The sequence below is a fragment of the Kribbella voronezhensis genome (assembly GCF_004365175.1).
GTDB lineage: Bacteria > Actinomycetota > Actinomycetes > Propionibacteriales > Kribbellaceae > Kribbella > Kribbella voronezhensis.
Genome location: NZ_SOCE01000001.1, coordinates 981,734 through 1,001,471 on the forward strand (window position 1 = coordinate 981,734; position 19,738 = coordinate 1,001,471).

Sequence of the window (19,738 nt, forward strand, 5' to 3'; positions counted from 1 at the left end):
CTGGGGGCGAGGGCGCTCGGAGGTCCGGTCGTAATCGCCGGCCGATTCACCTCTGCGTGCCCGGTCCACAGGTCTGCTGTTCGATCCCTCCCGACGGTCGGGTGTATCGCGCCGTCTGCGTGCCATCGACCATCACCTGCGCGCCGGTACGTGGACGGTCACGCCGTCTTTCGTGAACGAGGAGTACTCACGGAAGCGACGCTGTTGCTGCCCGGGCGAGCGGCGCCGTACGCGCGGCGCCTTCGGCGGTCCTTCCCGAAGACTTGCCGACGGTGTGCTGATCCGTGGCTCGTACCGGACGTCGCTGCCAGTACTAGGTTGCGGCCGCCGGGAGTGACGTCCCTTCGGTGCGTCCGCTGACCCGACCTTCGCCGACCCACCTCCGGCTGCAGCCGCCGGAGCCGCGCTGGCGGTCGAGACCGAGATCGTCCGGCGGCCTTCGGTTCTCGACTGAGTCCGGGCTCTGGCCAAGTTCAGCGCCGAGGTGGTCCGCGTCGAGCTTGCGCCGGCTCCGCGTCCAGGTTCCCCTGCGGTGTGCTGACCAGGAGCCATCCCGCCAACTGAGCCCGCGCCACCATCGGCTCTCCGACGCTCAGCTCCGGTGGTCAGTTCGTGAGGACTGCTCCCCGAACCCGCACGAGCGAGCATGCCCGCCGCAGGTGCCTGTCGATAGACGCGCACCGACGAAACCCGCTGCGTTGCTGCCTCGCTCGGGGCGTTCCTTTCCCGATTGCGTTCCGTAATCGACGGTGCGGAGCTTCGGCTGCTCAAGGCGCCGAGCATCCGGCGTACGGCACCGGTAGCACCCCGACGCGCAAGCCCACCGAGCATGATGCTGCCCGCACCGGGCCTCATCATGGTGGTCAAATTGTCCAACAGACGGCGCAGTCGGAAGCCCGCGATCAGGACGGCGATGGCCAGACCACTCACCGGCAACCATCCCAGAGTGCCGCTCAAGCTGAACACGGCCGTCACCAAAGTCAGAGCGGTACCGAAGACAAGCATCGCGAGAAATGACTGCAGGACCAGACCGATGAGCGCCTCGAACCAGTTCAATCCCCACTGGCGAGGACGGCCCGGAATGATCCACAGGCATGCGAAAAACACGCCGACCACCAATAGCAACAAGCATCCCACGAATGCCATCAACGCGGTGAACGCCAATGCGATGTTCAAGAAGGCGAAGAGCGTGGCAGCGATAGCCGCCAGCATGACAACTCCCACACGACCGAAGGCATTGTCCCCCTTGGTCCATTTCACAGTCGCCGCGTCACCGCCGCCTTCCGCCGGGGTCACCACCGTGTCGACGTACTTCTTCCGGGCGTCGGAGTCCGTGCCCGCATCCAGCATGCCCTTGCCGTATCGCTGGCAGGCCGCCAAGGAGCCGAACTCAGCAATGCACCACGGCGTGACGGCAAATCCACGCCAACTGGCATCAGCGGATTTCCTGAGCAGGGTGTCGCGTGACGTGCCGCTGAATCCTGGCTCGGGCCATGCGATCGGGCTCTGCATGGTCGGGCCCATTGCGTCGGACGAGGCACTCATCACCGCGCCCGCCCCAAGTTGCCGGGCTCCATCCACTCCTCTGAGCCAGGTCGCCGGAGCCAGCGCAAAGCTGATGCTCAGCACACCCGCGACCAACACCCAGACCAGTTGTCCCAACGCACTTCCACTACTCCGGCGTTGTGCATACGCCGCGATCGCACCGAATGCGAGCGCCGAAGGTAGCAGCCACCCGACCAATTGAGTGCTGGTTGCGCCGATCGTCGTGGACGTCGCCTCTGTCAAAGGCTTGATGTCGGTGAAGGAGAAAAGCCACCAGCCGACTGAGATGGCACCTCTGGTGATGGCGACGATGTACATCATCACCAGATGCGCGTAACCGTTGAAAACTGCCTGTAACGGATCGCGAATGCTGGTATCGAAATCCAGGCCGTAGACCATCGGGCTGTATTGCTCGAAGAGGGTTCTGGTGTCGCCGTGGGTTAGGTCGGGGGTGGGGAGGAGGTCGGCGAAGCCGGTGGGGTTGGTGGGGCCGGTGTTGGGGTCGGCGGCCAGGGCTGTTTGGCAGAAGAGGATGGTGCTGACAGCCAGGGTCGTCAGCGCAGTACGGAGTCTGCGCGGTGACCTCATGCGACGTGCTCCTTCTTGGGGGAGCTGTTGGGGGTTGGGTCGTCGTCTGGGGTGGAGGGGTACATCGCTTCGTTGTAGGCGGCCTCGTCTGCCTCTTGGTCGTAGACCTCGTCGGGGCCGATGGGCTCGTCGTAGCGGCCGGAGTGGGTGCGGTCCTGGCCGTTGGAGGAGGCGTTGGAGGGGGGTGTAGAGCCGTTCGACGGGGGTGTCGAGCCGTTTGACGGGGGTGTGGAGCCGTTGGGGGCTGCGGGGGCGGGGGCTGCGCCGTTTTGTTGGGCTACCTGGGGGGTTGGGGAAGGCGCAGAGGAGGGAGGTGCGGTCGACTGGGAGGGGGGCGCGGCCGGGGCCGACGCGAAGGTCGGGGGTGGCGTTGCGGAGTTGGCGTGGTGGCTTGAGGTCTCTACGACCGGCACCGACGGGAGCGGGTCGTCCTGGATCGGTTCCTGGGTGTGGGCGGCTGCTTGGGCGTGGGCCTGGGCTGCTGGTTCCAGGGCGTCGTCGAGGTCCTCGTAGTCGTCTGCGAAGGGGTCTGGTTCTTCGTAGGGCGGGAGGATGGGGACGGTGGGTTCGAGGTCGTGTTCCGACTCGGGAGTGGTGCGGAGGAGGTCGGCAACGCGCTGGCTCGGGATGTCGATCTGGACGGTGGCCACCTCGTCCCAGCGGTCGCGCATGATGCAGTGGCCGTGGCGGATGCTCTTGCCGTTGGCGGCGGTGTTGATGCCGCGGACCAGGGTCTGGTACGGCGGGGTCTGCGGGCGACCCAGGAGCTCCAGAAGCGAGTCGACCTGTTCGCGGGAGCGCAGGCTGAAGGCGAAGAGCGTGGTGATCTGCTCGACCAGGCCGGGGAGCTTGAGGATCGACGCCGGATCCTGGGTGTCCAGGACGAGGGAGGCGCCGAGCGCACGGCCGACGCGGGCGATGTAGTCGAGGAACGAAGCGCCGTCGGGGGTCTTGGTGAGCAGGTGGACCTCGGGCACGATGACGACCTTCGAGCGACCGCGGAACTCGCGGCGGCCCGTCGTACGGACCATCCAGGCGAGGCAGCCGCGGAGGCAGGCCATACCGACGCGTTCGATCGGGGACCAGGATTCGGGGGCCGATTCGGGCGAGGGCAGGGTGAGGCCTGGCATCTGGACCACCCAGAGGCCCGGGTTCGTCGTCAAGGAGGACAGGCCGGAGGGTGGGCCGGCGACGACCGAGCCGAGGCCGGTCTCGACCAGGTCGCGCAGGGCGAAGCCGACCGTGCGGGTGGTCTCGGATTCGGAGGCGCAGAGGCGTTGGATGACGCCCCACGACGACGGGTCGGGCGACTGGATCTCGGCGCGGGTCGCCGCCATCACGGGTGCTTCTGCGGCACCTCGCAGATGTGGCGGGAGCAGGAGCATCAACTGCGAAGGCGCCTGCAGCAACGCGTCGTCGACGGGCAGCACACGAAGGAGGTCGGCCGCTCCGGAGAACTGGGCCGTGATCTCGATGACAGCAGTCGGTACGCCGTACTCCGCGGCCACTGCGGAAACGCCGGCCGCGTCGCCCTTCAGGTCGAGCAGCGGCACCCAGGCGCCCGCGAAGGCCGAGTCGAGACCACCGAGCATCGCAGCCGTCGTCTTGCCTCGACCCGAGCGGCCGAGGAACAGCGTGGTGGTCGCGTCACCGAGGGCCGAACCGGCAGCGGCGTCGAAGCGGACCAGGCCGGGCGTGGAGCCGGTCAGGTAACCGATCGCCGGGCCGGTGGCGTCGCCGATCGAGGCACCGCCCCAGAACCAGGAGCCGAAGAACGCGGTCGATTCGCGGACATGGCCGAGATCCGGCACCCGGAGCTGGTCGCCTGGCAGCGATTCCAGCCAGAGATCGCGCTGCTCGTCCGCGCCGGCGGCCACGGTGATGCCGCGGTCGGCATAGTGCGCGACGACCGCGTCGACATAGGTCTCGAGGTCTTCGCGGGTATCAGCGCTGACCAGCAGTCGCGGGTGGTCCTCGACCAGCGTCAGGCCGGACCGGTTGATGTCGCGCTTGACCTCACGCATGATCCGCTCGGTCTCGACGATCTCGTCGGCCGTCTCCTCGGCGGTGCCCTTGGCGGCCGAGCGGCGCTGCTCCTTGGCGCTCTTGCGGGTCTCGTCGACCAGGTGCCGCGCGGTCTTCTTGGTCAGCACCCGGAACCGGACCGACGCCTCGACGGTCACGTCGATCTCGTCGCCGTCGTCGTCGATCGCCTTGATCTCGCTCAGCGTCCGCAGCCATTCCCCGGCGCCTGGGGTCTCCAGTTCCTCGGGGAAGTCGGTCATCGCGAGCACGGTCGTGTACGCCGCGATCTGGCCGCGGGCGTCGTAGATGCGCAGGTGGTCGGTGTACGGCACGACCCGGCCGGACGTCAGCCGGGCCAGCGAGGCCCCGGTGATCAGGCCGCGGCGGGGAGCGGCGACGGCGCCGCGGTGCATCTCGCGGCTGATCAGCCAGGAGATCACCTCGGCGGGCGCGGTGTGCGCGCGCCAGACCGTGGAGCCGAGCTGGCGGCCGAGCTTGCGGACGCGCTCGTCCAGGTGCGCGAGCTCGCGGGCGCTGACCCGCCAGGACGTCGTCCCGAGGGCGTCGCTGATGGAACCGCGGACCTGCGCGGTGGCGCGCGGGTCCCGATCGCTGAGGTGCACGCCGAGCGCGACGTACCGCTCCGGCATCCGCATCTCGTCGATCCGGTCGGCGCGGGTCTGGGCCCAGGCGTCGTGGTCGCCGAGCCGGTAGTGGCCGGCCACGCTATCGAGGTAGTCCTGACCGGTCGAACGGCCCCAGACCACCTTCAGGTGGCTGAGCCGGTCGCCGAGGATCGTCGCGGCGGCGCTCACCGCGGCGTCGAGGGCGGCGTCCTGCTCGGCCTCGGTGGCCAGGTCGGTGTTCGCGACCGAGATCAGGAACCACGCCTCGGCGTTCCGTTCGGTCACCAGCAGACCGTCGGCGATGGCCACCAGCCGGGGCGGTGGCAGGCCACGGTCCCGGCCGATCCCGACCAGGTTCAGGAACTTGTCAGCGATCTTCATCAGTGCCTCTTCCCCGACGATGTCCTGCGGCTGACCTTCTGGACGTGGTCCGCCCCCAGCAGGCGAGCACGCTGGCTCACCGTGATGTCCGCTCCCGCGCGGACCTGGGGATCGACTTCCACCACGACCTCGCGATCCCATTCCGGCGTTACCCTGGCCCGCGCCAGGTTGGCCACCTTCTGGGTCGCGATGCGCTCACGCCATGGCAAGTACTCCGTCTTGTCGGCGGCCCGGGCGCCGAGTCCGATGATCGGGCGGTGCGAGCGCAACGCGTAGCGGACGGCGAGCGCCCACTCGGTCACGCGGCGGCGGCGTTCGTGGTGCTTACCTGCCCGCCAGCCGAACGCGGTGATCACGAACGGCGGTACGACGTACAGGCTGACGGTCGGTTTCTTGGGCACCCCGATGAAGGGCACCAGCAAAGCGATCCAGGCGATGATGATCACCGCACCGAAGATGATCATCCGGCGACGGGCGCCTTCTCCGAGGTCGATGCCGAGCAGGTCGTACTGCCGGGTCTCGATCTCGAAGTGGTGGGTCAGGGTCCGGCCGACGCGCATCAATTACCTCCGGACAGCAATCCCCAGAAGCCCTTGAGCACGTTGATCGTCTGGTTGTTGGCATAGATCAGGCCGCCGACCAGGACGCCCGCGGCGATGTGGCCGAACAGCTCGCCCCACTCCCGCTTGAAGTAGTGCCCGATCGCGCGCAGGACGAGGATGGCGATGAAGATGTTCCCCGCGATGACCAGGACCCAGTCCTTGAAATCCGCGCCTGTCGGGACGTTGGGGTCGGCGAGCGGCACGACGAGCTCCACCACGCTCGCGGCCAGTTGGTGAGTCATCATTGCGGCATCTCCCTTGTAACGGTGGTCATCCGACGGCAGCCACTTGCCATCGTTGTGCTCCGTTCACGGCGACCGTGCGCCGCAGCGTGAGCGTGTAGGTCTGGTCGAGGGTGGTGTCCCCAGTACCGTCCCAGGTGACGGCGGCGGTGGCTTTTCGCTCGTCGTCGTTTCCGGTGTAGACCTGCCAGTCCTTCAACTGGTCCAGCTTGACCGTTCCGCCGAGGCTGCGAATGGTCACGCCCGGCGCGGTCACCGCGGCCACCTTGGTGTCCGATTCGGCGTACGCGCTGAAGAACGCCTCGGCGTCCTTCAGGGTTGCCGCGGTCAGGTCGTCGTCCGGCGCGGCCGCCTCGGGCATGTTGTCCGGCAGTGCGGCGCGGTCGTCCGGCATGAAGGTCGGGGCTCCGCTGACGACGACGCGCGACGCCGTACGGGCCACTGGCACCGAGACGCGGCGCCAGCTGTACTGACCGCCGACCCAGTTGCGGCCGCTGCGGGTGAACGGGCGCACCTGCACGCGGACGTCCACAACTGCCGCGACTCCGCCTGGATCGACCGTGACCTCCCCCGCGTACGCCGCGTTGGCGGTCTGCTTGCCGCGGCCGTTCCAGCCGCCGCGGGCGTCGAGGCCGGCCGCGAGGTCCACGCTGAGCTGCTGCGGCCGGGCGTCCGGGTTGTCCTCGTCCCAGTTCAGGTAGGAGACGGCGAAGCGGGTCGCGATCGCGCGGGCTTCGTTGGCGGGATAGCCGGATTGGCCAGTGACCACGGTCGAAGGGGTGTTGTCGGGCCGGATCCACGACCGCACGCCCGAGATCGCGGCGAGCAACAGAACCGCGACCACCAAGCCGCGGAAGAAGCGTCGTGCCCAGGTCGAGAACGAGGATTCCGGCTCGGTCGACCAAGGCGTCTGATTCGGCTCGAGGGGTGCCTGCAGCGGCATCGGGGCGGCGTGCGCACCGTGCGGCGATCTCTGCCGAAGCCGCTCGGGCGGGCGCGGCCCTTGCTGAGCCGGCTGGCCGGGCGCCGTCGTACTGCGGTGGGCCGGCGGCTGCTGGGGTCGCCGAGGAGGCGCCATCACTCCGCCCGCATCGGGCGGGGGCGCGCTGTACTGCGCCGCTACGCCCTGTGCCTGGCGAGGCGTGGGCGACACCGGTCCATCGGGGTGGGCCCACCACTCCGGTGCGGTGTTCTGCGGGCGTCCTTTGCCCGCCTTCTTCGGACGGCTCTGCTTCGTGCGCCGCTGGTCCGCCCAGTGCTCACCTTTTGGCGGCAGATTCAGCAACGTTCGCCACCAACTCATCGCTACCCGCCCCTCAGACAGCAGTTACGCGGACAGTAGCCGGGAGAATACGGCAAGCAACTGTCCTCCGGGAGTCCTGAGGCCAGGATCCGGATGCTAGATCGCTCCCCGCAGCCATACTGTTACCCCACTCGCGCACAGATGCACACCTCGGTTCGAAGCGTGACACCTTCGGTACCGTCGCCATAGCTCCTCTCTCATGCCCGACCCGCTTCGATCAGGCTGCGCACACCCTGCCATACGGACCCGACAGCTTCGAAAATCCGTGCGAACAACATGGTAAGCGGACCGCACCAACTGATCACGCATAGTAACCGATTTTCCCTGCCCGCCCTGTGGAAAAGCCGCTCGTGGCGGGGGCCGGAAGTACTAGGCTTTTGAACGATCACAGCTCCCCTCGGAAGGACTGGCATGGAGACTCGGCGGCTCGGGCGGCTGGAACATCGCAGCTCGGTACTGATTTATGGCGCGGCGGCGCTCGGCGGGGTCGACCAGGACGTGGCGGACGCCTCGATCCAGTTGGCGCTCGATGCCGGCATCAACCACTTCGACGTGGCCGCCGACTACGGCGACGCGGAACTGCGGCTCGGGCCGCGGATGGCGGAGATGCGGGACCGGATCTTCCTGGCCACAAAGACCGGTCGGCGCACGTACGACGAGGCGTGGGCCGAGATCAACCGGTCGCTGGAGCGGCTGCAGACCGACCACGTCGACCTGATCCAGATGCACGCGGTCTGCGATCTGGAGAACCTCGACCTCGTCACCGGCAAGGGTGGCTCGCTGGAGGCGGCGGTCCGGGCCAAGGAGGAAGGCCTGGTGCGCGCGATCGGGATCACCGGGCACACCGCGGCGGCGCCGTCGGTGCATCGCGAGGGCCTTCGCCGGTTCGATTTCGACAGCGTGCTGACCCCGCTGAACTACCGGTTGTCGACCGATCCGCAGTACGCCGACGACTACGCGGCGTTGGTGGAGGCCGTCCGGGCATCGGACGCCGCCCTGATGACGATCAAGATGATCGCCCGGCGGAACTGGCAGGACGGCGAGGAGAAGACCTACGACACCTGGTACCGGCCGTTCGACGAACAGCGCTACATCTCGGCCGCCACGGCCTGGCTGCTGAACGGGCACCCGGAGATCACCGGCCTGGCAACCGCCGGCGAGACCCGGCTGCTCCAGCAGATGATCACCGCCGAGAAGGAGCGCGCCGACCTCACCCCGGAAGCAGCAGCCGCGATCCTGGAAGAAGTCCAGGACTACAGCTCCCCCTTCATCTCGATGCCCTGGTAGTTCATCCGCTTCAAACACCTCTTGTACTACGCACGCCCGGTCGCCGACGGCGGAGGTCGCTTCGCGCCGACGGCCTTTCGCGCCCAGCTGGGGGCGGGGTGGGAACAGTGGGCGGGGTTGTGCTGTTGTGATGGAGGTAGTCGTCTAACTTCCGGAGGTTGTAGTGGCAACGGTCGAGCTGTCCCAGCAGAACTTCGACGAGGTCGTCGGTTCCGACGGGCTCGTCCTGGTGGATTTCTGGGCGGAGTGGTGTGGTCCGTGCAAGATGTTCGGACCGGTTTTCGAGAAGTCGTCCGAGAAGCACGAAGACATCACCTTCGGCAAGGTGGACACCGAGGCGCAGGTCGAGCTGGCCCAGGCGTTCCAGATCAGTTCCATCCCGACGTTGATGGCCGTGCGTGACGGCGTCGTGCTGTACTCCCAGCCGGGCGCGCTGCCGGCTGCCGCGCTGGAGGACCTGATCGGCCAGCTCCGCGCGGTCGACATGGACGAGGTCCGTGCCCAGATCGCGGCCCACGAGGCCGAGCACGGCACCGAGCCGCACACGCACTAACTGCATCGATACAAACAAACAGATCAAACAGCAGGGCAGTCGCACATGGCGCATCGTGTGCAACTGCCCTGCTGGTCTGTGGGTCCGGGGGGTGATTGCTCGAGAGCGTGACTCCCGGAATCTTCGCGCCGCGCAGGGACGGGCAGATTCGGGGAGCCACGCTCTCGCCGCATCAGGCCCCCGCGGCCCGGTGCGGCTACCCCGCCGATCAGGGCGGGTCGTTCGGTCCCGGCCGGCTGGGACAGGGGGTTGTCAGCAACCAGCCGACCGGGGGGATCGTGGTGAGGCGGTCGAGGGCGCGAGCCCGGGCCGCCCTGGGGGGATCGTGGTGAAGCGGTCGTACGCGAGGGGTCTGGCCTGGTGGTCAGCGCAGGGGGTTGAAGGGGGCCAGTTCGGTCGGCGTGGTGCCGGTGGTGATGGTTTCGGCCAGGAGTTGGCCGGTGATCGGGCCGAGGGTGATACCCCACATGCCGTGACCGCCGGCCGCGAAGACGCGGGGCGAGGCAGTGGCGCCGATCAGGGGCAGGCCGTCCGGAGTACAGGGGCGCGGACCGACCCACTCGTCCGTGCGGGCGTCCAGGTCGGCGTCGCGGAGTAGCGGGCGGGCGGCCTCGACGATCGCGTCGATCCGGCGCGGGTCGAGCGCCGCGTCGGCCTTGCGGAACTCCATCATCCCGGCGACGCGGAGTCGGTCGCCGAGCGGCGTACAGGCGATCCGCTGCGCCGGGAAGTACACCGGGCCGGCCGGCACGTGCGCCATCGGGACGCTGAAACTGTACCCGCGTCCCGCCTGGACGACGGTCCGTACGCCGAAGCGGCGGGCCAGGTCGCCGAGCCAAGCGCCGGTCGCCATCACGACGGCGTCGTACGCCTCGCTCTCGCCGTCGGCGGTGACGATGCGGACGCCGCGGATCTCGTCGACGATGTCCGAGACGTTCGCGTCGGTGACGATCCGGCCGCCCCGGGCGACGACCGAGTCGGCCAGCATCTGGACGTACTCGCCGGGGTTGATGAAGCGCTGGCCGTGCAGCCGGATGGCCGCGCCGATCTCGTCGGACAGCGACGGCTCGATCTCCCGGGCGTCGTCGCCGGTGATCGCCTCGAACTCGATGCCCTGGCCGGCCGCGTGGATGTGCTCGATCTCGTCCAGCAGCACGGTCCGCTCGGCCTCGGTGCGATACGCGGCGAGGAAGGACTTCGCCTCGTAGGTCTCGGCCTCCACGCCGGCCTTGGCGAGCAGGTCGAAGGCGCCGAGCGCCTGGCGGTTGATCGGGACCAGCGACTCCATCGCGGTCTTCCAGCGTCCGGCGGTGCTGTTGCGAGCGAACCGCGTCAGGAACGACAGCAGTCGGGGGCTCGCAGTCGGCGGTACGTAGACCGGCGAGGAGGGGCTCAGCACCGCACGGACGCCGTACTTGAGGACGGCCGGTTCCGGCAGCGGGGTGGCGAGGCCGGGAGTGAGCCAGCCGGCATTGCCCCAGGAGGCCCCGGCGGCGACGCCCTGGCGGTCGAGCACGGTGACCTCGATGCCACGCTCCTGCAGGAACCAGGCGGTGGCGAGGCCGACCATGCCGGCGCCGACGATGGCGACCCGGTCGGGGACGATGTGTGTGGATGAACCAGCAGCGACCATGTATCGATGGTGCGGCCGCGCCGAGGCGCTGTCATGGTGCGATCGCACCATTGATGCGTGAAATGACAGTGCTCAGCGCACAATAACTTCATGATCACTGCGCCTGACCTAGTCGTCGCCGTCGGTCCAGCCCTGTTCGAAGTCGTCGTCCGAGGGCGGGGGGACGACGAGGTTCGTGATGTGTTCCTCGCCGACCCGCAGGAGGCGGCGACCGGTCAGCCCGGCGACCTGGTGCTCGGCCTCGGCCTGCGGGATTCGGAGGAGGCTGTCGAGCTCCTGGAGCGCTGTGCCGCCGGCAACGCGTCAGGAGTCGTACTACGGGTTGCCCTCGCCAGGGATCCCCTCGTAGTCGCGACTGCCGAGCGGTGGCTCATCACGCTCATCGCACTCCAGCCGAGCGTCACCTGGGCCCACGTGGTCTGGCTGCTCCGCGGCGTCATCGACCGAGCGGCAGCGCCCGACTCCCCCGTCGCCGGAGACGCCGGAGTACACCAGGAGCTCTTCGCTCTCGCAGACGCCGCCGCGGCGATCGTGGACGCCCCGGTGACCATCGAGGACAACCAGAGCCGCGTACTGGCGTACTCCTCCGGCCAGGACCTCACCGACCCGACCCGCGTCTCCACCATCGTCGGCCGCCGGGTCCCCGCGGAGGTTATCGCGCACTTCCGGGCCCGCGGGATCTTCCGCCGCCTGGCGAGGTCGAGCGAGCCGTTCCTGGTCCCGAACGGGCCCAACGGCATCCGCCCGCGCCTTGTCGTACCGGTCCGCGCCGGGGGCGAGTGGCTCGGGTCCATCTGGGCTGTGGTCGACGGGCCGGTCAGCGACGAGGTGACCGCCGAACTGAGCAACGCGGCGTCTGTCCTCGCCTTGCATCTCCTGCGGCTCCGGGCTCAGGCAGACGTCGCCAGACGCAGCGCGATCGACCGTCTGCGCACGGTCCTCAGACAGTTCTCACCGGACACCACTGTCGACGTGCGTCTCCCACCGCCACCATGGCGGGTCGTAGCACTCGGCTCCCCCAGCGGATACGACGTACCGCAGCAGCTGGACCTCTGGGAGTCGACGGGACGCCGTCATGGGTGGAGTGAGCCACAGCTGGCCGACCTCGACGGCACGGTCCTGGCGGTCGTCACAGACGCGGACGGCCCCGGCTCGTGGCGCTGGTTGCGCCGACTCACGGTCGACCTGGCCAAGGACGCCCCTGGTACTACGGCGGCCGCAGGCGGCCGCGCACGTGGGCCTGCAGACCTCCCGAGCTCCAGGGCGGAGGCAATCGAGCTACTGGGCCTCGTACGCCGGGGAACCGCGCCAGGCCCGGCCCTCCGTGTCGAGCAGGCCTGGCACCTACTGACGGTGCACCGGGCCGTCACCTCGCTGGACACCACCAAGCTGGACGGCCCGCTGGCGACCCTCCTGAGGCACGACATCGAGCACGACACCGACTTCGTCGACACGTTGCAGGCGTGGCTGAACTACCCCGGTCAACCGCAGCAAGCCGCCAAGCAGCTCCATCTGCACCCGAACACCTTGCGGCACCGGATGAAACGGATCGGCGAGATCGCCACGCTCGATCTGTCCGATCCGCGCGAACGGCTCGCCCTCCAGCTCCAGATCGCCGCCGTCCGGACCGAGCACTGAGACCTACGCCACAGGCCCGAGTAACAAGGCTTCATATTCCGGCAATCGTTGAGCAACATCCGGATGGAATTGTTGAGGTCACAAGGGAGGCCGGGTCGCTCGCACAGCTGACTCGATCACCTGACGGACTTGTCTCAGCTTTTCACCAGGATGCTGAGGCAAACCGTCCCAGCTTTTCACCAGGATGCTGGGAAGGTGAGTCTGAGCTTTTCACCAGGATGCTCAGATCGCTGTGTGACCTGGCGATTGTCTGAGCGATCGCCAGGTCCACGCAGCGCTCACACCGGCGAGTTAAGCGGTGCAGAACGACGCCCGCCGCGCACGGAACGACACAAGCCCCCGAGCACGACGCTCGAGGGCTTCCGCTGTCCTGGTGGATCAGCCGATGTTCGCGCAGACCACAGACGGCCGGACGATCAGGTCCGTAGTGCCGTTGTTGAAGCCCTCGACCAGCCATGCGTTCGGCTTGAGCGAGCCGGCCTTGTCACCGGCGATGGGCTCGTAGACCTCCTTGCCGTCCTTGACCTGGGTCGGCGACGAGCTGACGATCTGAAGGTTCTTGATCGCCGCGACGGCTTCGTCAGCGCGCTGGTAGCCGCCACCGATCGCGGTCTTGCCGTCGGCGCACTGGACCCACGCGCGCTGAAGCGTGGCGCCGCTGTCGCCCACGAACTTGACCGTGGAGTTGGCGCCCTGGCCGGGGTTGTCGCTGAGCTGAGTCGCGCTCGGGTACGGGCTGTCCGACTCCAGGCCGGTGATGCCCGGCTTGTTGATCTTCGCCTTGAGGTTGGCGTCGAGGCCGATCTCGTGGACGCTGCCGTTGTAGACGGTGGTGAACCACTGCACCATGCCGGGGCCGAGATTGTCGCCGTAGATGCTGGCCTTGGCCATGTTCCAGTTGGTGACTGCGCCCTTGGTGTTCGGGATCGAACCTGCCGTCGAACTTGCGGTCATCGGTCCGACTTCGGCCGCGTCAGCCTGCGAGCTGACCAGCACGCCCCCGCCGATAGCGGCGAACGATGCTGCGGAAACGACGGCAACGAGCTTTTTGGTGATACGCACAATAACTCCCCGTTTGAGCCCCCCGGACGTGACCGCCCGGGACGACTCAAGGAGTACAGCACACATTTCCGACAAACGGGAGATCGAATTCTTGCATCAACATGCAAAATACGCATAACCAGCATGATTGCCCTTTACCCTCGGCGGCGCTCCAGTTCCAAGGACGCCCAGGCAACCCTCGTCGACGCCGCGGAGCGTCCCACCTCGACACGGGTCCGCAGGGAAGTGCACCGCCTTCGGAAGGGAAGGGTCTCCCGACGACCTAGGCCAGCCGGTTGACGATCGCGCCGTAGACGCCTGGCAGGGCCGCCGCGGCCGGCACGATACGTGGAGCGAGCAACGATCTGTTGCGGGTCCAGAGCAACGATGCGGTGAGGAACCGAGCCTCCCGGGACACCCGCCGCCAGGCTGCTTCATAGTTCTCCGGGAGGTCTTTCGAAACACAACGCACGAGTTCGGCAGAGGTACGCAACGCCACCGCGATTCCTTCACCGGTCAGCGCATCGACATAGCCGGCCGCGTCCCCGACCAGCAGCACCCGCCCCGCGACGCGCCGACGTACCCGCTGACGCAACGGCCCCGCACCCATCACCTCGGAAGCCGGCGAAGCACCTTCCAGCCGACGCTTCAAAGCCGGAAACGCCTCGAGATGGGAATCGAAAGAACCGCGGGCCGAAGTCAACACAGCGACACCGACGAGGTCGTCGGCCACCGGGGTCACATAAGCCTCGCCGAGCGGTGACCAATAGACCTCGACAAGCTCGGTCCACGGCGCGGTCGAGAAATGCCGCCGCAATCCGCGCCGTACCTGGCCCGACCTGTCGAGCCCCAACCCGAGTTGCCGCCGGATCGGTGAATGCAAACCATCGGCGGCCGCCAGGTACCGAGCGGTCAATCCGGCCGCTGTCACCGACGACCCGTTCTGACTGATCGCGTCGACCCGGCCGGTGATGACCGGAACCTCGAGCGCAGCAAGGCGATCCAGCAGAGCGGCCTGCAGCACAGTACGCCGTACGCCGAGCCCCGGGCCGGCCCGGAAGCGGGCGTCGACACAATGCGAGGAATCCAGATACCGGATCCCGGCGTAGGGCCGGCCTTCCAGACGAACGCCGAGCCGCTGCAGATACTCGACCGCGCTGTGCGCCACCCCTTCGCCACAAGCCTTGTCGATCGGACCTCGGCGCGGCTCGACCACGACGACCGAGAGCCCCGCGAGCGCGGCCCGGATCGCGGTGGCCGCGCCGGCCGGACCGGCCCCGGCGACGAGAAGGTCGATCACTTCGTCAGCGCACCGTCCAACGCGGCCTCTTCGGCGCGGATCCGGACGGTCAGCAGCGGGATGTTCAGCACCAGGAACAGCGTCGCCGTGATCCAGGCGGTGTGCACCAACGGCAGCGCGATCCCCTCCGCCACCACCGCGACGTAGTTCGGATGCCGGATCCACCGATAGGGGCCAGCGGCAACCAACGACAACCCCGGTACGACGATCACGCGGGTGTTCCACTGATGCCCGAGCACCGTGATGCACCACCACCGCAACCCCTGCGCCAGCAGCACCACGGCCAGCATCGTCCACCCCAGGGCCGGAATGAAGGGCCGGTCCGCCACGATCGCCTCGACCAGACAGCCCGCCAGGAACCCGGTGTGCAGCACAACCATGAACGGGTAGTGGCTCTTGCCGGTTTCCACCCCGCCCCGCTCGAAGCTCCACCGGGCATTGCGCAGCGACACCACCAACTCCGCCACGCGTTCCAGGCCGACCAGCACGATCAGTACGACGTACAGCCACAACGACGTTGACATCACCACTCCAGCAGGACGAGCTCGGAACAGAAACCGGGGCCCATCGCCAGCAGGACGCCCATACCCGAAGGATCCAGCCGCAGGGTGTCACCGAGCACGTGCAGGACCGACGATGACGACAAGTTGCCAACCGCGTCCAGCGATCTCCAGGTCACGTCGAGCGCGCCGGGCCGCAACCCGAGCGTCTCCGAGACCGCCTCCAGAACCTTCGGCCCGCCGGGATGAGACACCCAGGTCCCGATCTCCGGCACCGTCAGCCCGTGGTCGCCGAGGAATGTCACGACGTCCCCGCCGAGGTACTTGCGAACCACCTCCGGTACGTCCGCACCGAGCACGATCCGGAACCCGCCCGATCCGACGTCCCAGCCCATCACCCGCTCGGAGTCCGGATACAACCGGCTCCGGCTCGCCACCACCGAAGGCCCGGCAGCAGCCGGGTGGTCCGAACCGGTCAGCACCACCGCGGCCGCGCCGTCCCCGAACAAAGCGCCACCGACAAGGTTCGGCAGTGACGAGTCGTCCCGCTGCAAGGTCAGCGAACACAACTCCACCGACAGCAGTACTGCGACGTGCGTCGGCCAGGCGAGCAGGTAGTCGTGCAGCCGCGCGATCCCCGCCGCTCCCCCGACACATCCGAGGCCGAACAACGGCAGCCGCTTGACGTCCTCCCGCATCCCGAGCCGCATCGCGACCCGCGCGTCGATCGAGGGCGCGGCCACCCCGGTGACCGTGGTGAACATGAGGACATCGACGTCCGACACTGACAGCCCGGCCGCTGCCAGTGCCTCGGAAACGGCCGCCGCGCCGAGGTCGACCGCCACCGAGATCCAGGCGTCGTTGGCCGCACCGAAGTCCTTCAGTACGGCGTACTGCTCCAGTGGCAACGCCAGGTGCCGATGGGAGACACCGGCGTTCTGATGCAACCGGCGCAACAGGGCGTGCCCCTTGCCGTCGGGCAGGCAGATGTCGGCGAAGGCCTCGGTGAGTTCGTGTTGTTCGTACCGGTTGGGCGGGAACGCGGCCTGTGCCGCGGCGATCCGCGTCATCGTGGCATCGTTGCTTCGATGAGCAGCCTCGCGCGCACCCTCAAGGGTCTGGGGATGGCATCCCATCCGGGTCCGACCGTTGCCGTCACCACCTTGATCACGGTGGTCGCCTGGTCGGCCGGCCGCAACGCCGCCGGCTGCTTCCTAGTCGCCGCAGCAATCCTCACCGGCCACCTCTCGATCGGCTGGAGCAATGACGCGATTGACGCAACCCGCGACACCAGTGTGGCCCGGAATGACAAACCGATCGTGCTCGGACTGGTGAGTCGCCGGACGGTCGGCATCGGCGCAGTCGTGACGGCGATCGCCTGCGTGCCGCTGTCGCTGGCCAGCGGACTGCTCGCGGGCCTGGTCCATCTCGTCGCCGTGGCAGCCGCCTGGGCATACAACCTGAAGCTGAAGTCCACCCGAATCTCCTGGTTCCCGTACGCCGTCGCGTTCGGCCTGCTGCCGTCTTTCGTGACCCTCGGCACCGCGGATACCTGGGCGCCGTGGTGGGCCACCGCCGCCGGCGCGCTCCTGGGTGTCGGTGCCCATCTGGCAAACGTCGTACCGGATCTCGCGGACGACCTCGCCACGGGTGTGCGAGGGTGGCCGCAGCGGCTCGGCGAAGCCGCCCGGGTGCTGGCGCCGCTGCCTCTCGCGGTCGCCACAGCGCTGCTGGTGATCGCGCCGGACGGCCCGATCGGGGCGATCGGCTGGATCACCCTGGCTGTCAACGCCGGGCTGCTGGTCGCGATCGTCGCGTGGAAGAACGCGCCTTTTCTGGTCACCCTGGCGGTGGCAGCCGTCGCGATCGTCACCCTCGTCGTCCGGGGCGACGCGCTGACCAGCTAGCCGGCCTGCGGTTTCAGTGGCGCGTTGCTGCCGAGGATGGCGGCCGTCAGCGCCTCGGCCGGCTCCTTGGCCGCCCGAGGGTTCGTGATCAGCACCAGGTCGATCGCCGGCAACTCCGGCAGGCCCGCGCTCGGTGGTGGCTCGACCAGGTCGACCGGCATCAGGCTGCGCGCGAAGATCGCGATCCCGAGCCCGGCGCGAACCGCCGCCAGTACGCCGTTGACGCCGCGCACGATGCAGGTGATCCGGCACGACCGCCCGGCCTGCTCGAGAGTCTGTACGCCGAGGGACCGGCTGAGGCTGGGCGCCTGGTAGGCCACCAGCGGGACCGGTCCGTCGGGCGCGATCCGGGTGCCCGAGATGCCCGCCCACACCAGCGGGTCGCGGCGGACCAGCCGGCCGTTCAGTTCGGAGCCCGCGCCCGCCGTGTGCTTCACGTAGGCCAGGTCCAGGTGCCCGGACTCGACCCGGCGGAGCAGATTCGGGCTCTGGGCAACGGTCAGTTCGAGGTCGATCCGCGGATACAGCTGGCGGAAGTCGCGCAGGATCCGCGGCAGCGGGGTCAGCGCCAGGTCGTCGGTCACCCCGAACCGCAGCCGGCCGCGCAACTCCGACCCGGTGAAGTACCCGACGGCTTCCTCGTGCGCGGCCAGGATCGTCCGGGCGAACCCGGCCATCGCCTCGCCGTCGGCGGTCAGCGTCACCGTCCGGGTGTCGCGCACGAACAGCGGGCGCCCGACCGCGAGCTCCAGCTTGCGGACGTGCTGGCTGACGGTCGGCTGGCGGATCCCCAGCCGCTCGGCCGCCTGGGTGAAACTCAGCGACTGGGCGACCGCGAGGAACGTACGCAACTGGTCCGGATCGTAGGCCACAAGCTCACCCTCCTTCCTCCTTGACGTGCCTTCATTCTGTCATTGCGGGACGCAATAAGACTAATAGGAGTAATTCGCTGTCGAAACCAGCTCTCCAACGTTGAGGATGGAAGCGACCTCCCCTGACAGTCCACTTCGTAGGGATGACTCTTGACCACCCGGGCCACCGGTTCTGTCCACCACGTCCCCGACTTCCACACCCATCGCGCCACCCGACCTCCCGTCGACGAGCTCCCGGCCACCCAGCGCCGGCCGGGCTTCAGGGACACCTTCAGCGCACTGCAGGTCCGCAACTTCCGCCTGCTGGTCAGCGGCCTGTTCGTCAGCTCGACCGGCGGCTGGGTCCAGCGCATCGCGCAGGACTGGCTGGTGCTGACCCTGACCGGCAGCGCCACCGCCGTCGGTATCACCACGGCACTGCAGTTCCTCCCCACCCTCCTGCTCGGCCTGTACGGCGGGGTGATCGCCGACCGCTTCCCGAAGCGGAAGATCCTGCTGGTCACCCAGTCCACGATGGGCACCCTCGCCGCGATCCTCGCCGTCCTTGCCCTGACCGGCGGAGTGCATGTCTGGCAGGTCTACACGCTCGCGCTGATCCTCGGTCTGGCCACCGCGGTCGACAACCCGACCCGGCAGTCGTTCGTGACCGAACTGGTCGGCCGGGAGCGGCTGCGGAACGCGATCAGCATGGTGTCGTCCACCTTCCAGCTCGGCGGCCTGATCGGCCCGGCGCTGGGTGGCGCGATGATCGGTGCCGTCGGCACCGGTTGGGCGTTCGCGCTGAACGCCGTGACGTTCTTCGGCTCGATCTCCGCGCTGTTGATGATGCGCGAGCACGAGATGCCCGGTCTGAACGCGTCCCGCCAGGCGAGCGCGGGCATCCGGATCCGCGACGGCCTGCGCGACGGCGTCCGGTACGCCTTCCACGAACCCGCCGTCCGCTGGGCCGTCGTCCTGGTCGGCATCTTCGGGATGTTCACGATCAGCCTGCCGGTCACGCTGACCGCGTTCGCCAAGGTGGTCTTCCACACCGGCGCCACCGGGTACGGCGTACTGAACTCCGTCGTCGCCGTCGGGTCCCTGGCCGGGGCGTTGCTGTCGGCCCGGCGGATCCGGCCGACCCGGCTGCGCAACCTGGTCGGGATCGCCTCGATCCTGGCGATCACCGAGATGGTGGCCGCGATCCAGCCGTCGTTGTGGACGTTCCTGCCGCTGCTCTGCGCGCTCGGCATGGCCACGCTGATGTTCCTCACCGCGGCCCAGTCGATGGTGCAACTGACCACGCCCGACGGGCTCCGCGGCCGGGTGGCCGGCATCTACAACCTGGTCTTCATCGGCGGCGGCGCGATCGGCGGGCCGACGGTCGGCTGGATCGCCGAGCACTGGGGCGCCCGGACCGGTCTGCTGCTGGCCGGGCTGATCCCGGCCACAGCGACCGTTGCCATCGGCATCACTCTCGCCAGGGCAGGGCGCTTCCGGGTGGTCGTTCACCGCTCGGAGCGTTCGCCGTGGCTGCAACCACCGGTCCGGCTCGGCCTCGAGCAGGTCCCCGTCCGGCTCGCCCGGCCGGCCGCACCGCGGATCGACCGGCCGTTCCCGCTGGTTCGAAGGCATCACCGCGGCGGGGACCCGGCACCGCGCCCCCGGCGTACGAGGCGCAAGCCTCAGCACCACTAGAACCGATCGCCGGCAGGC

16 protein-coding genes are annotated in these 19,738 nt (G+C 68.5%); 5 read left to right on the top strand and 11 right to left on the bottom strand.

Annotated features, from left to right (window positions below; all coding sequences use genetic code 11):
• Positions 1-132: 132 nt before the first annotated feature.
• From EV138_RS04280 to EV138_RS04300, 5 genes are read right to left on the bottom strand one after another with little or no spacing between them, the layout of a single operon-like run.
• Positions 133-2,133 (bottom strand): TrbL/VirB6 family protein, encoded by a 2,001-nt coding sequence (locus EV138_RS04280; RefSeq protein ID WP_133977133.1) that lies wholly within the window; start codon positions 2,131-2,133, stop codon positions 133-135.
• Positions 2,130-5,165, bottom strand: a complete 3,036-nt coding sequence (locus tag EV138_RS04285) for an ATP-binding protein (protein ID WP_133977134.1) — start codon at positions 5,163-5,165, stop codon at positions 2,130-2,132. Before EV138_RS04285 ends, EV138_RS04280 begins: the two co-directional genes overlap by 4 nt.
• A complete protein-coding gene (locus tag EV138_RS04290) occupies positions 5,165-5,725 on the bottom strand; it encodes a hypothetical protein (RefSeq protein WP_133977135.1) in 561 nt (186 codons plus the stop codon). Before EV138_RS04290 ends, EV138_RS04285 begins: the two co-directional genes overlap by 1 nt.
• Complete coding sequence (locus EV138_RS04295) at positions 5,725-6,012, bottom strand: hypothetical protein (RefSeq protein ID WP_112236526.1); 288 nt, start codon at positions 6,010-6,012, stop codon at positions 5,725-5,727. The genes EV138_RS04290 and EV138_RS04295 overlap by 1 nt, the downstream gene beginning before the upstream one ends.
• A 25-nt stretch (positions 6,013-6,037) precedes the next feature.
• Positions 6,038-7,312: a conjugal transfer protein gene (locus EV138_RS04300; protein ID WP_133977136.1), complete on the bottom strand. Its 1,275-nt coding sequence runs from the start codon at positions 7,310-7,312 to the stop codon at positions 6,038-6,040.
• A 411-nt stretch (positions 7,313-7,723) separates the two neighbouring features.
• On the opposite strand from EV138_RS04300, the gene EV138_RS04305 reads away from it, so the two are divergent.
• Entirely contained in the window at positions 7,724-8,599 is an 876-nt protein-coding gene (locus tag EV138_RS04305; protein ID WP_133977137.1) for an aldo/keto reductase, read from the top strand.
• Between the two features lie 163 nt (positions 8,600-8,762).
• Complete coding sequence (trxA, locus tag EV138_RS04310; RefSeq protein WP_112236523.1) at positions 8,763-9,152, top strand: thioredoxin; 390 nt, start codon at positions 8,763-8,765, stop codon at positions 9,150-9,152.
• A gap of 364 nt (positions 9,153-9,516) precedes the next feature.
• Here the strand turns inward: trxA and EV138_RS04315 are convergent, their stop codons facing one another.
• Positions 9,517-10,785, bottom strand: a complete 1,269-nt coding sequence (locus EV138_RS04315) for an NAD(P)/FAD-dependent oxidoreductase (protein WP_133977138.1) — start codon at positions 10,783-10,785, stop codon at positions 9,517-9,519.
• Between the two features lie 90 nt (positions 10,786-10,875).
• Between EV138_RS04315 and EV138_RS04320 the strand changes: the two genes are divergently transcribed.
• Complete coding sequence (locus EV138_RS04320) at positions 10,876-12,423, top strand: PucR family transcriptional regulator (protein WP_133977139.1); 1,548 nt, start codon at positions 10,876-10,878, stop codon at positions 12,421-12,423.
• A gap of 378 nt (positions 12,424-12,801) precedes the next feature.
• Here EV138_RS04320 and EV138_RS04325 read toward each other — a convergent pair whose 3' ends face one another.
• From EV138_RS04325 to EV138_RS04340, 4 genes are all read right to left on the bottom strand, one after another.
• Positions 12,802-13,485 (bottom strand): hypothetical protein, encoded by a 684-nt coding sequence (locus tag EV138_RS04325; RefSeq protein ID WP_133977140.1) that lies wholly within the window; start codon positions 13,483-13,485, stop codon positions 12,802-12,804.
• 262 nt (positions 13,486-13,747) lie between these two features.
• A complete protein-coding gene (locus EV138_RS04330) occupies positions 13,748-14,764 on the bottom strand; it encodes an NAD(P)/FAD-dependent oxidoreductase (protein ID WP_133977141.1) in 1,017 nt (338 codons plus the stop codon).
• Positions 14,761-15,288 carry an isoprenylcysteine carboxyl methyltransferase family protein gene (locus EV138_RS04335; RefSeq protein ID WP_133977142.1) on the bottom strand — a complete coding sequence of 176 codons (528 nt, stop codon included), beginning with the start codon at positions 15,286-15,288 and terminating at the stop codon, positions 14,761-14,763. Before EV138_RS04335 ends, EV138_RS04330 begins: the two co-directional genes overlap by 4 nt.
• The gene (locus tag EV138_RS04340) at positions 15,288-16,334 is read right to left on the bottom strand and encodes a type III polyketide synthase (RefSeq protein ID WP_133977143.1); all 1,047 of its coding nucleotides are present in this window, start codon (positions 16,332-16,334) and stop codon (positions 15,288-15,290) included. Before EV138_RS04340 ends, EV138_RS04335 begins: the two co-directional genes overlap by 1 nt.
• Before the next feature lie 18 nt (positions 16,335-16,352).
• On the opposite strand from EV138_RS04340, the gene EV138_RS04345 reads away from it, so the two are divergent.
• On the top strand, positions 16,353-17,171 hold the full coding sequence (locus EV138_RS04345; RefSeq protein ID WP_133977144.1) for a UbiA family prenyltransferase: 819 nt from the start codon (positions 16,353-16,355) through the stop codon (positions 17,169-17,171).
• Here EV138_RS04345 and EV138_RS04350 read toward each other — a convergent pair.
• Complete coding sequence (locus tag EV138_RS04350; RefSeq protein ID WP_133977145.1) at positions 17,168-18,043, bottom strand: LysR substrate-binding domain-containing protein; 876 nt, start codon at positions 18,041-18,043, stop codon at positions 17,168-17,170. The genes EV138_RS04345 and EV138_RS04350 overlap by 4 nt on opposite strands.
• Positions 18,044-18,193: 150 nt before the next feature.
• Here EV138_RS04350 and EV138_RS04355 point away from each other — a divergent pair, with 150 nt between their 5' ends.
• Positions 18,194-19,720, top strand: coding sequence for an MFS transporter (locus tag EV138_RS04355; protein WP_133977146.1), 1,527 nt, complete (start codon positions 18,194-18,196; stop codon positions 19,718-19,720).
• Positions 19,721-19,738 lie beyond the last annotated feature (18 nt).

Excerpts from the sequence above, each read along its gene's own strand:
- EV138_RS04315 (WP_133977138.1), bottom strand. The coding sequence starts at position 10,785 with ATGGTCGCTGCTGGTTCATCCACACACATCGTCCCCGACCGGGTCGCC.
- EV138_RS04300 (WP_133977136.1), bottom strand. The coding sequence starts at position 7,312 with ATGAGTTGGTGGCGAACGTTGCTGAATCTGCCGCCAAAAGGTGAGCAC.
- EV138_RS04285 (WP_133977134.1), bottom strand. The coding sequence starts at position 5,165 with ATGAAGATCGCTGACAAGTTCCTGAACCTGGTCGGGATCGGCCGGGAC.
- EV138_RS04290 (WP_133977135.1), bottom strand. The coding sequence starts at position 5,725 with ATGCGCGTCGGCCGGACCCTGACCCACCACTTCGAGATCGAGACCCGG.
- EV138_RS04335 (WP_133977142.1), bottom strand. The coding sequence starts at position 15,288 with ATGTCAACGTCGTTGTGGCTGTACGTCGTACTGATCGTGCTGGTCGGC.
- EV138_RS04320 (WP_133977139.1), top strand. The coding sequence starts at position 10,876 with ATGATCACTGCGCCTGACCTAGTCGTCGCCGTCGGTCCAGCCCTGTTC.
- EV138_RS04295 (WP_112236526.1), bottom strand. The coding sequence starts at position 6,012 with ATGATGACTCACCAACTGGCCGCGAGCGTGGTGGAGCTCGTCGTGCCG.
- EV138_RS04340 (WP_133977143.1), bottom strand. The coding sequence starts at position 16,334 with ATGACGCGGATCGCCGCGGCACAGGCCGCGTTCCCGCCCAACCGGTAC.
- EV138_RS04345 (WP_133977144.1), top strand. The coding sequence starts at position 16,353 with ATGAGCAGCCTCGCGCGCACCCTCAAGGGTCTGGGGATGGCATCCCAT.
- EV138_RS04280 (WP_133977133.1), bottom strand. The coding sequence starts at position 2,133 with ATGAGGTCACCGCGCAGACTCCGTACTGCGCTGACGACCCTGGCTGTC.
- EV138_RS04305 (WP_133977137.1), top strand. The coding sequence starts at position 7,724 with ATGGAGACTCGGCGGCTCGGGCGGCTGGAACATCGCAGCTCGGTACTG.